Annotated in this window: 12 protein-coding genes; 8 read left to right on the plus strand and 4 right to left on the minus strand. The window is 66.3% G+C overall.

The window, feature by feature from the left end; genetic code table 11:
• Positions 1 to 8: 8 nt before the first annotated feature.
• Complete coding sequence (locus LGR69_RS30825; RefSeq protein WP_230368456.1) at positions 9 to 1,721, minus strand: thiamine pyrophosphate-binding protein; 1,713 nt, start codon at positions 1,719 to 1,721, stop codon at positions 9 to 11.
• 211 nt (positions 1,722 to 1,932) lie between these two features.
• Here LGR69_RS30825 and LGR69_RS30830 point away from each other — a divergent pair, with 211 nt between their 5' ends.
• The 7 genes from LGR69_RS30830 to LGR69_RS30860 all read left to right on the plus strand — a co-directional run bounded on the left by LGR69_RS30830 (position 1,933) and on the right by LGR69_RS30860 (position 9,021).
• Positions 1,933 to 2,340 (plus strand): cobalamin B12-binding domain-containing protein, encoded by a 408-nt coding sequence (locus LGR69_RS30830; RefSeq protein WP_230368459.1) that lies wholly within the window; start codon positions 1,933 to 1,935, stop codon positions 2,338 to 2,340.
• Between the two features lie 10 nt (positions 2,341 to 2,350).
• On the plus strand, positions 2,351 to 3,787 hold the full coding sequence (locus LGR69_RS30835; protein WP_230368460.1) for a phenylacetate--CoA ligase family protein: 1,437 nt from the start codon (positions 2,351 to 2,353) through the stop codon (positions 3,785 to 3,787).
• Positions 3,784 to 4,764, plus strand: a complete 981-nt coding sequence (gene meaB / locus LGR69_RS30840; protein ID WP_230368461.1) for a methylmalonyl Co-A mutase-associated GTPase MeaB — start codon at positions 3,784 to 3,786, stop codon at positions 4,762 to 4,764. Before LGR69_RS30835 ends, meaB begins: the two co-directional genes overlap by 4 nt.
• Positions 4,761 to 6,452 (plus strand): methylmalonyl-CoA mutase family protein, encoded by a 1,692-nt coding sequence (locus LGR69_RS30845; RefSeq protein ID WP_230368462.1) that lies wholly within the window; start codon positions 4,761 to 4,763, stop codon positions 6,450 to 6,452. The genes meaB and LGR69_RS30845 overlap by 4 nt, the downstream gene beginning before the upstream one ends.
• A gap of 111 nt (positions 6,453 to 6,563) precedes the next feature.
• Positions 6,564 to 7,184, plus strand: coding sequence for a cob(I)yrinic acid a,c-diamide adenosyltransferase (locus LGR69_RS30850; protein ID WP_230368463.1), 621 nt, complete (start codon positions 6,564 to 6,566; stop codon positions 7,182 to 7,184).
• A complete protein-coding gene (locus tag LGR69_RS30855; protein WP_230368464.1) occupies positions 7,181 to 8,287 on the plus strand; it encodes an enoyl-CoA hydratase/isomerase family protein in 1,107 nt (368 codons plus the stop codon). Before LGR69_RS30850 ends, LGR69_RS30855 begins: the two co-directional genes overlap by 4 nt.
• Complete coding sequence (locus LGR69_RS30860; RefSeq protein ID WP_230368465.1) at positions 8,287 to 9,021, plus strand: precorrin-2 C(20)-methyltransferase; 735 nt, start codon at positions 8,287 to 8,289, stop codon at positions 9,019 to 9,021. The genes LGR69_RS30855 and LGR69_RS30860 overlap by 1 nt, the downstream gene beginning before the upstream one ends.
• 28 nt (positions 9,022 to 9,049) lie before the next feature.
• Here the strand turns inward: LGR69_RS30860 and LGR69_RS30865 are convergent, their stop codons facing one another.
• The 3 genes from LGR69_RS30865 to LGR69_RS30870 all read right to left on the minus strand — a co-directional run bounded on the left by LGR69_RS30865 (position 9,050) and on the right by LGR69_RS30870 (position 11,687).
• Complete coding sequence (locus tag LGR69_RS30865) at positions 9,050 to 10,117, minus strand: enoyl-CoA hydratase/isomerase family protein (protein WP_230368466.1); 1,068 nt, start codon at positions 10,115 to 10,117, stop codon at positions 9,050 to 9,052.
• 244 nt (positions 10,118 to 10,361) lie between these two features.
• On the minus strand, positions 10,362 to 10,742 hold the full coding sequence (locus tag LGR69_RS32295; RefSeq protein WP_412768918.1) for a helix-turn-helix domain-containing protein: 381 nt from the start codon (positions 10,740 to 10,742) through the stop codon (positions 10,362 to 10,364).
• A 93-nt stretch (positions 10,743 to 10,835) separates the two neighbouring features.
• The gene (locus LGR69_RS30870) at positions 10,836 to 11,687 is read right to left on the minus strand and encodes a transporter (RefSeq protein ID WP_230368467.1); all 852 of its coding nucleotides are present in this window, start codon (positions 11,685 to 11,687) and stop codon (positions 10,836 to 10,838) included.
• 958 nt (positions 11,688 to 12,645) lie between these two features.
• On the opposite strand from LGR69_RS30870, the gene LGR69_RS30875 reads away from it, so the two are divergent.
• Positions 12,646 to 13,830 (plus strand): RNA-guided endonuclease InsQ/TnpB family protein, encoded by a 1,185-nt coding sequence (locus LGR69_RS30875; protein WP_230368468.1) that lies wholly within the window; start codon positions 12,646 to 12,648, stop codon positions 13,828 to 13,830.
• Positions 13,831 to 14,121 lie beyond the last annotated feature (291 nt).

Below are 14,121 nucleotides of genomic sequence, written 5' to 3' on the forward strand. Positions count from 1 at the left end.
GGCCCCGCTCAGCCGGCGCGCCAGGCCCGCTCGGCCCGGTCCCAGGCCTCGAGGGGCTGCAGGTCCGGAACCCAGGCAAGGCCGCTCTTGGCATCTGACGAGACCGCCTCTCCAGTCACCAACACGTCGAGCAGGGCCGGCAGGTTCGCCATCGCCCGCGCGAGAGCCGCGGGCAGCGCGTCGGCCCGCTCCACACGCTCGGCGTACAGGCCGAAGGCACGGGCCATCGCGGCGTGGTCGGCATGCTGGAGTCGCGTCCCGACCACGCGCCCGTGCGTGACGGTCTGGTCGTGGACTTCGATCTGCCAGGCCCCGTTGTTAGCCACCACGAACAGGACTTTGGCCCCGTGCCGCTGGGCGGTGTCGAGCTCCATGGCGTTGAATCCGAAGGCGCCATCCCCGGTGGCGACCACGACATTCCGTTCGGGCTCCGCGAGGGCGGCGGCGATCCCGTAGGGCACGCCGACGCCGATGCAGCCGAACGGCCCGGGATCCAGCACGGTCCGGGCCGAGAGGCCCACCCGGGCGAAGCTGAGGAAATCGCCACCGTCCGTGCAGATGATGGCCTCAGAGCCGGCGACCGCCTGCAGCGCGTCGAGCAGCCGGTTCGGGTGCATCAGCCCATCTGAACCGCCGGGCGCCGCGCGGGCCTGCTCGCGGAGCTTGTCGACCCGCGCGACATGGCCAACCCGCAATGCATCGACCCAGACCCGATCGACGAGCGGATCGCGCTCTTCGATGCCGCGCACCAGCGCCATCAGCGTCTCCCCGGGATCGGCCAGAATGGCCGTCCCGGGGCGGTTGTCGCGGAGTTCCGCAGGCGCTCCGGCGATGCGCAGAAATTGCGCGGCGCTGAATACCGCCGGCGAGCCGTAGGCGAGCTGGAAGTCGAGACGCCGGCCGACCGTGACCACGAGGTCGGCCTCGGCCATCGCGCGGCCGCGCATCGCGGCGACCACAGACGGGTGATCATCCGGCACGAGCCCACGGCTCTCGCCGGTGTCGAGATAGGGACAACCGAGGCGGTCGAGCAGCGCCAGGAGCTGCGGCCCCGCCCCGCGTGCGCCGCGCCCGCTGACGATCAGCGGGCGCTTGGATGCGACCAGCAAGTCCACGGCGTGGTCAACCGCCTCGGGATCGGGCCGAGGCCGCGTCAGGACTCGAGGGCGCATCAGTTCAGGCAGCAGTAGCGGTGCGGGTACGTCGGCCCGCAGCACGTCGGTCGGGACGTCGAGGAAGGCAGGCCCCGGGTCGCCCCCCTCCCCCAGGGCCCGGGCCACCGCTTCCGCGAGCTCTTGCGGGATGAGGCCTGGCTCGCGCACGGTGCGGGCATAGCGGGTGATCGGGCCGACCAGGCGCGCGTGGTCGAGATCCTGCAGAGCGCCCCGGTTTTCCTGGTCCCGCGGCGGCGTCCCCGAGAGGATCAGAATCGGCGCACGCGAGATGTGTGCGTTCGCGATGCCGGTCATGGCGTTCGTGACGCCCGGCCCCGCCGTCACCAAGGCGACGCCGAGGGCGCCTGTCACCTCAGCCTCACCTTGCGCCATGTGTACGGCCGCGCGCTCGTCGCGCACATCCACGATGCGGATGCCGACGGCATCGACGGCCATCCAGACCGGCATGATGTGACCGCCGCAGAGGCCGTAGACCCGCTGGACCCCTCGATTTTTGAGGAACCGCGCAATCACAGACGCAGCTTGGTAGTCTTGGGTTGTGCACATCTGTTGCTCCTCTCAACCCAGCGTCGCCGTCCCGCACGTTGCGTTTGAATTCCATTTTCAGCACGGCATGATCGATCCTACGCCGCATTTGTGCGCGCCTCGCGAAGAGGTCGAGGCTTCCGCACTGCAATATAAGTTCAGTCTTGACGGTCAACCTGCACAATCGTACCGATGGCATACGGAGTTCGGAATTCAATAGCGAGAGCCCGAAATGAGCCAGCCAATCCGCGTGTTGCTGGCCAAGGTCGGCCTTGATGGTCACGACCGCGGCGTGAAGGTGGTCGCCCGAACGCTGCGCGACGCCGGCATGGACGTGATCTACTCGGGGCTCCACCGCACCCCCGAGGAAGTGGTCACGGCGGCGATCCAGGAGGATGTCGACGTGCTCGGCGTCAGCCTCCTGTCGGGGGTGCAGCTCACGGTCTTCCCGAAGATCTTCAAGTTGCTGTCGGAGCAGCAGGCGGACGATCTGATCGTGATCGCGGGCGGCGTGATGCCCGACGAGGACGTCGTCGCCATCAAGGAGTTGGGCGTGCGCGAGGTCCTGCTACAGGACACGCCGCCGGAAGTCATCGTCAGCACTCTACGCCGGCTGGTGGCCGAGCGCGGCGAGCGTTGAGGAGGTGGACATGGAAGCCTGGACCTTCCCGACCGCCTACGACGACAGCTACTTTCCGGCGGACGACAGCCGCTACTGGTTCCCCCAGCGCGAGACCATGCTAGCGGGGAAGCGCGAGGCCGCAATACTGGGCCGCCTTCGCGAGGTCTGTAGCTACGCCTACGCCAACGCTCCCTTCTACCGTCGACGCTGGGATGAGGCCGGTTTCCACCCGTGCCAACTGAAGAGCCTGGAGGATTTCGAGGATCGGGTGCCGGTGGTCACGAAGGCCGAGCTGCGGGCGTCGCAGAACGCGGCCCCGCCTTTCGGCGATTATCTCTGCGTGCCGGACCGAGAGATCTTCCATATCCACGGCACGAGCGGCACCACCGGTCGCCCAACCGCCTTCGCCATCGGCCGCAACGACTGGAACGCCATCGCCAACGCCCATGCCCGTATCATGTGGGGCATGGGGATCCGGCCGGGCGACATGGTCTGCGTCGCCGCGATCCTCAGCCTGTACATGGGCAGCTGGGGGGCGCTTGCCGGGGCGGAGCGGCTGGGTGCCCAGTCCTTCCCGTTCGGCGCCGGCGCGCCCGGCATGACCGCCCGCTGCGCCCAGTGGCTCGCGAGCCTCAAACCCGCGGCCTTCTACGGTACGCCCACTTACGCGCTGCACCTCGCCGAGGTCGCTCGCGAGGAGGGGCTCGACCCGCGCAGCTTCGGCCTGCGCATCATGTTCTTCTCGGGCGAGCCCGGCGCTTCCATCCCCGGCGTGCGCGACCGCATCGCCGAGGCATTCGGCGCCAAGGTGTTCGATTGCGGCTCGATGGCGGAGATGTCGCCGTTCATGAACGTCTCGGGCACCGCCGAGACTCCCGGCATGCTCTGCTGGCAGGACGTGGTCTACACCGAGGTCTGCGACCCGGCCACGATGCGGCGCGTGCCCTACGGCAGCCGCGGCACCCCGGTCTACACGCACCTGGAGCGCACCTCGCAGCCGATGATCCGGCTCGCCTCGGGCGACCTGACCCTGTGGACCGACGACCCGACCCCGTGCGGGCGAACCTATCCCAGCCTGCCGCAGGGCATCTTCGGCCGGATCGACGACATGTTCACGATCCGCGGCGAGAACGTCTATCCGAGTGAGATCGACGCTGCGCTCAACGCGACCGCCGGCTACGGCGGCGAGCACCGCATCGTCATCAGCCGCCAGGCGGCGATGGACGAGCTGCTGCTGCGCGTCGAGGCGGATGACAGCATCTTCGCCCGCGGTCCCGAGGCCGTCGAGGCGTTCCGCCGCGACACGTGCCACCGGCTTCAGAAGATGCTGGGCCTCCGGGCGCAGGCTGAGATCCTGGCAGCCAACACCTTCCCGCGCACCGACTTCAAGGCCCGCCGGGTGATCGACGATCGGGCGGTGTTCCGCGACATGCACGCGCAGATCGCCGATCGGGGTGCCGCGTGACCCCTTCCAGCGATCTCGTCGAACGCGTCGCGGCCGGCGCGGTGCCGGCGATCGGGCGGATGATCTCCCGGGCCGAGGCCGGTTCCCCGGAGGCGCGCCCGGCGCTCGCCGAGATCTACCGTCGGGCAGGTCGCGCCCATATCGTCGGTCTCACCGGCGTGCCGGGCAGCGGCAAGTCGACCCTCGTGGCGACGCTCACGGCCCATCTGCGCCGCGCCGGCCAGAAGGTCGGCGTCGTGGCGATCGACCCGTCAAGTCCGTACTCGGGCGGCGCCATCCTGGGCGACCGGATCCGGATGGCCGACCATGTCTGCGACGCGGGCGTCTACATCCGCAGCATGGCGACCCGGGGCGCCATGGGCGGCATGGCCCGCGCGGCGCTCGACGCCGTCGACATCCTCGACGTGGCGGGCTTCGACACCGTGATCATCGAGACGGTGGGGGTCGGCCAGGACGAGGTCGAGATCGCCCGGGCCTCACACACGACGATCGTGGTCTCGGCTCCGGGCCTCGGCGACGAGATCCAGGCGATCAAGGCCGGGATTCTGGAGATCGCCGATATTCACCTCGTGTCGAAATGCGACCGCAGCGACGCCAACCGCACCCTGACCGACCTGAAGCAGATGCTCACCCTCGGCGCGCTGACCGCCCGCCATGCGGAGTGGCGCATTCCGGTGATCGGGCTGTCCGCCTACAGGGGCGAGGGCTTCGAGACCCTGATGGCGGCGATCGAGAATCACCGCCGCGTCGCCCTCGAGACCGAGACCGGGGCACAGCGCCGGCACGCCATCGCCCGCTTCCGCCTGGAGAAGACCGCCGAGAACCTGCTGGTCGAGCGCTTCACCCGCGGCGCGCGGCAGGTTGTCGAGCCCCTGGCCGATCGCCTCAGCGCCCGCGCCGGCGATCCCTACGGCCTTGCCACCGAACTCCTCGAACAGGCCCTTGCGCCACAGCACGAACCCGGAGCACCGACATGACCAGTCTCATCGATCGGAAAACCGTCGAGGCGCTGCGCTCGGAGGAGGCCGAGTGGGAGCAGAAGGAGGTCGGCGCCTTCCTGAAGAAGCAGGCCGAGCGTAAGCCGGAATTCTTCACCCTCGGCGACATCCCGGTGAAGCGCGTCTACACGGCCGCTGACGCCGCCGAGACGCCGATCGAGGATATCGGGCTGCCCGGCCGCTACCCATTCACCCGCGGTCCGTACCCGACCATGTACCGCTCGCGGAACTGGACGATGCGCCAGATCGCCGGCTTCGGCACCGGCGAGGACACCAACAAGCGCTTCAAGTACCTGATCGCACAGGGCCAGACCGGCATCTCGACCGACTTCGATATGCCGACCCTGATGGGCTTCGATTCCGACCATCCGATGAGCGAGGGCGAGGTCGGGCGCGAGGGCGTGGCGATTGACACGCTCGCCGACATGGAGGCGCTGTTCGACGGCATCGACTTGGAAGAAATCTCCGTGTCGATGACCATCAACCCGTCCGCCTGGATCTTGCTCGCCATGTACATCGTCCTGGCAGAGAAACGCGGCTACGACCTCGACAAGCTCTCGGGGACCATCCAGGCCGACATTCTCAAGGAGTATATGGCGCAGAAGGAGTACATCTTCCCGGTGGAGCCGTCGGTCCGGATCGTGCGCGACTGCATCACCTACTGCGCCAAGCACATGAAGCGCTACAACCCGATCAACATCTCGGGCTACCACATCTCCGAGGCCGGGTCGTCGCCGCTCCACGAGGCGGCCTTCACGCTGGCCAACCTCATCGTCTACGTCGACGAGGTGCTTAAGACCGGTATGCCGGTCGACGCCTTCGCGCCGCGGCTCGCCTTCTTCTTCGTCTGCCAGGCGGACTTCTTCGAGGAAATCGCCAAGTTTCGGGCGCTGCGGCGCTGCTACGCCAAGATCATGAAGGAGCGTTTCGGGGCCAAAAACCCGGAATCGATGCGCCTGCGCTTCCACTGTCAGACGGCGGCCGCCTCGCTCACCAAGCCGCAGTACATGGTCAACGTGGTCCGCACCTCGATGCAGGCGCTCGCAGCCGTGCTCGGCGGCTGCCAATCGCTGCACACCAACGGCTACGACGAGGCCTTCGCCATCCCCACCGAGGACGCAATGCGCATGGCCCTGCGCACCCAGCAGGTCATCGCGGAGGAGACCAACGTCACTCAGGTCACAGACCCGCTCGGCGGCTCCTACTACGTCGAGAGCCTGACCACCGAGTACGAGAAGCGTATCTTCGAGATCCTCAAAGAGGTGGAGGAGCGCGGCGGCACGCTGAAGCTCATCCAAGAGGGGTGGTTCCAAAAGCATATCGCGGATTTCGCCTACGAGACCGCGATCCGGAAGCAGACCGGCGAGAAGCCCGTGATCGGCGTCAACCGCCTCGTCGACGACACCCCGGATCCGAAGATCGAGACGCACCCCTACGACCAGTCCACCGCAGACCGGCAATGTGCTCGCACCCGCCGGGTCCGGCAGGAGCGCGATCCGGTGAAGTTCGACCTGCTCCTGCAGCAGCTCGTGGCGGTGGCTAAGGATCCGGCGCAGAACATCATGCCGATCACTATCGAGCTGGTCCGTTCGGGGGCAACTATGGGTGACATCATCGAGACGCTGAAGAAGGTCTGGGGTACCTATCGGGAGACGCCGGTCTTCTAGGAGGACTTCGGCGTCTTTCAGATCGTGAGCTGCGCTTAGGCCCCAGTGCCCCGTCGCCCTCTTCAGGATACGACATCAACGTCGCTCGCGGATACTCTGTGGGAGGGTCAGATGACGGGTTCTCGGCTTTCGCAAATCGCGGCCCACGCTGGTGACCATGGCCAGACCGGCCTCGATAATGGGTTACGCGTGGACAAGGATAATCCCGTCATCCAGGCCCTCGGCGCAGTGGACGAACTCAATAGCTGGATCGGTGTCGTGATCGCGCTGTCGGGATCCGATAAGATCCGGTCGTTTCTATCGCTGGTCCAGCATGATCTGTGCGATCTCGGTGCTCAGATCAGGGGCCCCGGTACGCAGCGCTTGTCGCCAGATCACCTCGCGCGGCTAGAGATGCTCGTCGCAGCGCTCAACAGCGAGTTCGGTCAGCTGAAGGAGCCGATCCTCCCAGGGGGCGTTCAATCGGCGGCATTCGCACACGTGGCGCGAACCGTCTGCCGACGCGCCGAGCGGGATCTCTTCACGCTGTTCGAGGCGGCCAACCGGTTCGACGGTCTGCCACTTGCCGATCGGCCGCCCGCGACCGACGATTTCGGTCTCCCGTATCTCAACCGGCTCTCCGATCTACTGTTTGTCGTCTCACGCTTCGAAAACTGCAATGCCGGGCAGACAGACGTCATGTGGAGGCGCGAACAGAGTCTGAGGTCATATCCGGTTCGGGTCGGGCGATGAACGGATTGGCCGCCAAGCCGACGGATGAGGTGCGCATACGCCGGAGCGGACGGCTCGGGCATCTCACTTTGAATCGGCCCGCGGTGTTGAATGCCCTGACACCTGGCATGGTCGCCCAAATGCTCGCGGCAATCACGACGTGGGAAGTCGAGAGCGGGATCAGCGCAATTCTCATCGATGGCGCAGGAGAACGGGGTTTCTGCGCGGGCGGCGACGTCAGGATGCTGCATGCGAGCGGCCGACGCCGGGACGGATTGGCCCAGCGCTTCTGGCATGACGAGTACGTGTTGGACGCGCTGATTGCCCGCTGCACGCGTCCGGTGATCGGGATTATGTCGGGGATCGTCATCGGGGCCGGACTGGGATTGACCGGGCACGCGTCCCACCGGATCGTCACTGAGGATCTGCGCCTATCGATGCCGGAAGTCGGGATCGGTCTGATCCCGGATGTCGGCGCGACTTGGCTCTTGTCCCGGGCTCCCGGGGAATGTGGGACCTATCTCGGGCTCACAGGCGCGTCCGTCGGCGTCGGCGACGCGATCGCGCTCGGATTGGCCGATCTGTTCATCCCCTCCGCGCAGGTGCCCAGGCTCGTTCAACGGCTCACCGCTTCGGAAAGCGATATCGATGCCGGAGGGATTGGCGATATCCTGACCTCGTATGCGGAAACGCCCAACACAGCGTCTCTCATGGATCGGCGCGCCCTCATCGACCGCTGCTTCGGCTTCGACAGCTTGGAAGAGATCGTCGCCGCGCTGGCGCGCGAGGACGACGCGTGGGCCGGCACCGTGCTCGCCCTCCTTCGAACCCGATCACCGACCAGCCTCAAGATCTCGCTCGCCGCGCTGCGGGCCGCGCGGGAGCTAAGCTCCCTCGAGGACTGCCTCAGGCTCGAATTCCGGCTGGTGTGCCGGATCCTCGACGGCCATGATTTCTACGAAGGTGTTCGGGCCGTCGTCATCGACAAGGATCGCACCCCCCGGTGGAAGCCAGATCGGATTGAGGACGTGTCGCCGGAGATCGTGCAAGCCTATCTCGATCTGCGTGATGCCCCGGAGGTCGCGTTCATCGCCCGTCCGGCGGATGCGGCGCCGGCTGAGTGATGTCCGGACGGACGGCAACCCTCTACGGGGTCGGCATGGGTCCTGGCGACCCGGAGCTGCTGACCGTGAAGGCGCAGCGGATCCTGATGCGCGCGCCGGTGCTGGTGCATTTCTGCAAGCGCGGGAAGCGCGGCAACGCCCGCACCATCGCGGACGCGATCCTGCGCGATCCCGCCCGCGAGATGCCGCTGGCCTATCCCTACACCACCGAGATCCACCCGGAGCATCCCGACTACGTCGCGGCGCTCGCGGCGTTCTACGACGATGCGGCCGGGCAGCTCGCGGACCATCTCGGCGCCGGACGCGACGTGGCGATCCTGTCGGAGGGCGACCCCTTCTTCTACGGCTCGTTCATGCATCTCTGGCGGCGCCTGAAGGACCGCTTCACCGTGGAGGTGGTGCCGGGCGTGACCGGCATGTCCGGCTGCTGGACCCGGGCGGGGACCCCGATCACCTGGGGCGACGACGTTCTCACGGTTCTGCCGGCGACTCTGTCGCTCGATTCACTTACCGAACGCCTGCGCGGGACCGACGCCGCGGTCGTCATGAAGCTCGGACGGCACCTGCCCAAGGTGCGCGCCGCGCTGGCGGCGGCCGGGCTGCTCGAGCGCGCGGTCTATGTCGAGCGCGGTACGATGGCGGGCGAGCGCGTCGTGCGGCTCGCCGACAAGTCAGACGACGACGCCCCGTACTTCTCGATGGTGCTCCTGCCTGGCGAGGGACGCAGGCCGTGATCACAGCGGGGCGCGTCCCGGCTCGCGGTCACCCGAAATTCGGCTCCGGATCTCCAGTGGGCTCGAACGCGGAGAGAATCGCGGTGCGGTCGACGTCATCGAGTGCGGCGGGCTGCCAGGCCGGACGGTTGTCCTTGTCGATCAGGACGGCGCGCACACCCTCGTAGAAATCATGGCCCCGCATAATCCGCGTGACCAGGCGGTACTCCGTCGAGATCGCCTCCAGCAGGGTCAAACTGAGGCCACGCCGCATCTGCTCGTGGGCGAGGCAGAGACTGGTCGGTGAGCGGCTGCGAATGGTGCGCGCAGTCGCGGAGGCGAAGTCTGATCCGGCAACCGCATCGAGGTTGGCCAAGACGGCTTGAACGCTGTCGGCCGAGAAGCAGGCGTCGAGAAGGGCTGCCTCCAGCACCACCGGGCCAGCGGATGGCCAAGGGGCGGCGTGAGCGGAAAGGACCGTGTCAATCGGGCCTTCCTCGGCGAGACCGTCGAGTATCGCAGGGAAGTCCGCGGCGTTCGCAGCATGCGTAGCGAGACCCAGCGCGAGGGCGTCCCCCGGGCCGATCCTGTTGCCAGTCAGCGCGAGATAGGTGCCGCTATGGCCGGGTAAGCGCGGTAGCAGGTAGGTGGTGCCGACATCCGGGATGAAGCCGATGCCGACCTCCGGCATCGCGAAGGCGTAAGTCTCAGAGGCAACCCGGTAGCGGCCGTGAACCGAGATGCCGACACCACCGCCCATGGCGATACCGTCGATAAGCGCGATGATGGGCTTCGCGTAGCGGGCCATGGCGGCAACGAGGTCATACTCGCTGCGCCAGATCTCGAACATCAGCTCGTGCTCGCCGGCGCGAGCCGCCTCGTAAATGCGCCTGACGTCGCCGCCGGCGCAGAACGCGCGTCCGCCGCTACCCTGAACAACCACGCGCGTGACACGCGCGTCATCCTCCCACGCTCGCAGCTGCGCACGCATGGCCTTGATCATGCCGAGGGTCAGAGCATTCAGCGCCTTGGGGCGATTCAGCGTTACAAGGCCGAGCGCCCCACGTCGCTCAAACTCCACTTCGTTGGAACTGGCCATTTTCATCAGGACGTGCATTTGAGCGTCACACAAAATTGAAGCTCCCGTTCAGCAAAGCTCGGCCGTTCGGTTCTTCGGGCACTCGTATACACGTCTCGAGATCCAGCATGTAGGCACAAACGCTGCGCGAGGCGCGATTTCTGGCCGCCTGCTGATCATATTGGCTCGTAAGACCTCGGCCCTCAGGGCGGGGATACAAGCGCCTTCTGCAACGCATCGCGTTGCAGAACACGTCGTGAACGTCTAGCTTTTCGGTTTTTCGTCATTTGGGGTTGATGACCCCGCCTGACGTCTCGTCTCCAGCGCTGCTGAGCAGCGAGGAGGGTTCCGGGACGACGCACGGCGTATCCGCCCACGTTAGCGTCCCCGGGGGCTCGGCCTCCCCCGTCGCGGCAATAGCCTCGGCCCCGCGCGCGGGCATAACCCGCGCGGCGTTTTCATCGCGGTAGACCACGCGCACGCAGCCGAAAGTGCGCCGGAGCACGTCCGCCTGCTCCGGCGTCGAGTCGAACCGATACCCCACCACGAACGACGTCAAATCAGCGTAGCTGTTCGCGATCCGTTCGGCAATGTGGCTGGTGCGCTTGTATCCTCGCCCTGTATGGTGAGGTCTTACGCGCACACACGATAATCTCACCAGCACTGCTGCGGCCAAGCTGTTGAGCCTGATAGCGAGGCCAACCGTGCCGGCTACGCCATTCTGGCGAACGCCCCTCCCCTTGCAGAGCCCGACCCTTCAGTACCGTGACCTGAGGGGCGCCGGCGTAGCCGGAGCCGCATCACCAACATACAAGGGGGCGACGACGCGCAGCCATCCTCGCGTGTCCCGACCACCATAATTCCGTTGGATCACGTCTCGGGTAAGATAGGCCTGCACCGTGAAGGGACCGAAATCGTAGCCCACGAGTCCGCCGACGGCGACTTGGCCCTGAGAGCGATACGAGGAAAACCGCGTCGGGAGGTCGGTCGACCCGAACGCGACGGGACCGAGCTCCCACTTCCCGAAATGTTTCGTCGCGGTCAAATCGAGGTTCAGGTAATCCGGATAGATGGCTCCGTTCTTCGTGGTGGGCCCGACGATGGAGCCGTAATACAGGTTGGCCGCGAGATTGTAGCCATCAGCGGTATACCCGATGGCAAACCGCTGGTTGATCGTGGTCGTCTCCGCGTCGAGGTTGGTCCCCGAGGGTAGATAGGCCGCCAAAAGGTAGCTGACGCCGACACCTCCGCCCAAATCCCAGGCGACAATGCCGGAGATAAAGAAGTCGGTGAGGCCGCCCTGCGTGCGCGTTCCGGGGCTGGAGACCCAGACGTTGGGCATGGCCACGATCAACCCGAAATGTCCGTCGAAGATGCGAAGCGGCGTAGCCCAGACCAGGACAGGGATGTTGAGCCCGAGATCGGTATGGGCAGGTTGCGTGCTGCGCCGGCCGTAGTTGAAGGTGTTGATGAAGTAGAGACCGTCCGGCAGCGGAGTAGCGACCGCGATCCCGATGGTCTGGCCCGGCTCTGAAACGGATGCGGCGTCAGACACCGTAGTGGCAGCGAACAGGCCTGCAGCGGCGAGAACAAGGCTGGTGTACCGCATCACGAATCCCCATTGCGTTGATGAACAACTTCGCGCGCCGAAGCCGCGTTGGCGGGCCCGCCTCATTGGCGGCCAAGCTCGAGCCGATCCCGTTCGTGCGAGGGCGCCGGTAGCCCGAGTCCGTCGCTCTGCCGGCTTGCCGGCCGGCCGAGTCCGTTTGCGAAAGGAACGCGCAGAGATCCGCACCGTCCCGGTAACTGATCTCGGCACAAAGGCGCTCAGTGGTCTTGCCACCGAACTGACGAGGATCCCCTGTCAGATGCCCGCACGCGCAGTCGAATATTCCAGCCGCACATCTTGGTTCGCCGCTTCGCTCAAGCTAGGACGCGGGGCGATAATCAAACGAACCTATGCGGGTCAGGACAAATACTGTCTCGGAACCGGGCAAGAGACTGCGAAAGCTCAAGACTTGGACATCGACCGTCCTTAAATTTGCGGTTGGCAGGGTAGGCACGAGCGCGGTGCCGGTAATTGTACGGGGTGGGCGCTCGCGCGAGCGATCCCGGCCATCAGCAAAGGTCAGAGACGACTGACGGATCACCTCGCGGGCCGGTTCGACCTGATCTGAGGCAGGCTCTTGATCAGATCAGCCGACATGAGGTCTCAGCCAGTATCCTCCCTCGTTCTTATGTGGCGGCGCTATTGCGCGAACCATCTGTTCTGTAAGCCTAGACTATTGCTGCTCGCGAGCGAGTCAATCCGGAAAAGTAACACAGGATGAAGCTGTTGTAAGATTAGCACATCGCCTTATTTGGACGGAGTGCGTGACAAGACGTGTTTCTGATAAAGTTGCAAAATGCTACAGTGTAGCCGAATGCGACAAGTGTAGCCCGTATTTGTATTGGGAGCTGGCCCGCCAGGCTTACCTGACGTGGGCGAAAGGCCCCGGCGTTCACGCCGGGGATGTAAGCGCACCAGCTCCGTTGCAGAACGGAACATGAACATCTAGGCTGCCCAGATGGCAGTTGCAGCGGGCTACCGGTACCGATTTGACCCGACGCCGGAGCAGGCAGACCTGCTCCGGCGCACCTTCGGGTGCGTACGTGCGGTCTACAACCGCGCCCTCCACGAGCGCGCAGCAGCATGGCGCGAGCGCCGCGAGCGCGTATCGTTCAAGGTGATGTCGCGCTGGCTGCCCGTTTGGAAGGCCGAGTGGCCGTGGCTGGCCCAAGTCTCGTCGGTGCCGGTCGAGCAGGCGCTGCGCCACCTGGAAGCTGGCTATGCGCGGTTGTTCCAGCGCCTCGGGCGCAAGCCCAGGTTCAAGTCGCGGCGCGATCGGCAATCGGCGACGTTCATGAAGACGGCGTTTCGCTGGCGCGACGGTCAGCTGACCCTGGCCTTGATGAAGCAATCGCTCGCGATCCGCTGGTCGCGCGCGTTGCCGAGCACGCCGTCGTCGGTGACGATCTCGCGCGACGCTGCGGGCCGCTGGCACGTGGCGTTCCGGGTCGCGGTCGAGCCGCCTCCTGCGCCGGAGCCGCTGCGCCCGGCCCTCGGCATCGATCTCGGGCTGATGACGCTGGCCGCCTCATCCGACGGCGGGTCGGTCGCCAACCCGCGCTGGCTGCGTCAGCGCCAGCATCGTCTCCGTCGGGCACAGAGGGCACTGGCGAGGAAGAAGAAGGGCTCGAACAACCGGGAGAAGGCGAGGGCCGCGGTGGCACGCCTGCACGCGCGCGTCGCCGACGCGCTGCATGATCACCACCACAAACTCTCGACGCGGTGGATCCGCGAGAACCAAGCGATCCACGTCGAGACGCTCAGCCTGCGTGGGCTCGCCCGCACGCGGCTGGCGCGCTCGCTCCATGACGCCGCCTGGGGCTCGCTGCTTGCGATGCTCCAGTACAAGGCGGCGTGGTACCGGCGCGATCTCGTCGCGATCGACCGCTTCTTCCCGAGCACGCGCGCGTGCTCGGCCTGCGGCGTCGTCGGTCCGAAGCGGGCGCTCCACGTCCGGACTTGGACGTGTGACGGCTGTGGCGTCACCCACGACCGCGACGCGAATGCGTCGCAGAACATCCTGGCCGCGGGGCACGCGGTCAGGGCCGGGTCCGATCCCCGGCGATGGCCTGCGGAGGGGACGTCAGACGCGCCGGGCTCGGCCCGGCGTGCGGCCCCGATGAAACAGGAACCCGTGGCGTGAGCCCCGGGAATTCTCGTCCTTCAGGGCGAGGAGGATCTGTCAACAGCGGGTGCTCAGACCGGACTGCGCGCGGCACAATCCGCACGACCGGCTTCCGAACGTTTGACATCGTTCTCGCCTCGAGCGGCAGCTCCTGCGGCGAGTTTCTGTTTCACCGGTCGCGGGATCAGTCTCGGCCTTGCGCGGCGAGCGCTGATGGCCAAGCGACCCCTAGCCCGCTTTATTCACCGGGGTTTGGCTGGCGACGTGTTTTGAGCTGAAGGCGAGCGGGATCGTGCGTCTGTCCTGACG

It is taken from the genome of Methylobacterium brachiatum (genome assembly GCF_020523825.1).
In the GTDB taxonomy this organism is placed as follows: domain Bacteria; phylum Pseudomonadota; class Alphaproteobacteria; order Rhizobiales; family Beijerinckiaceae; genus Methylobacterium; species Methylobacterium brachiatum.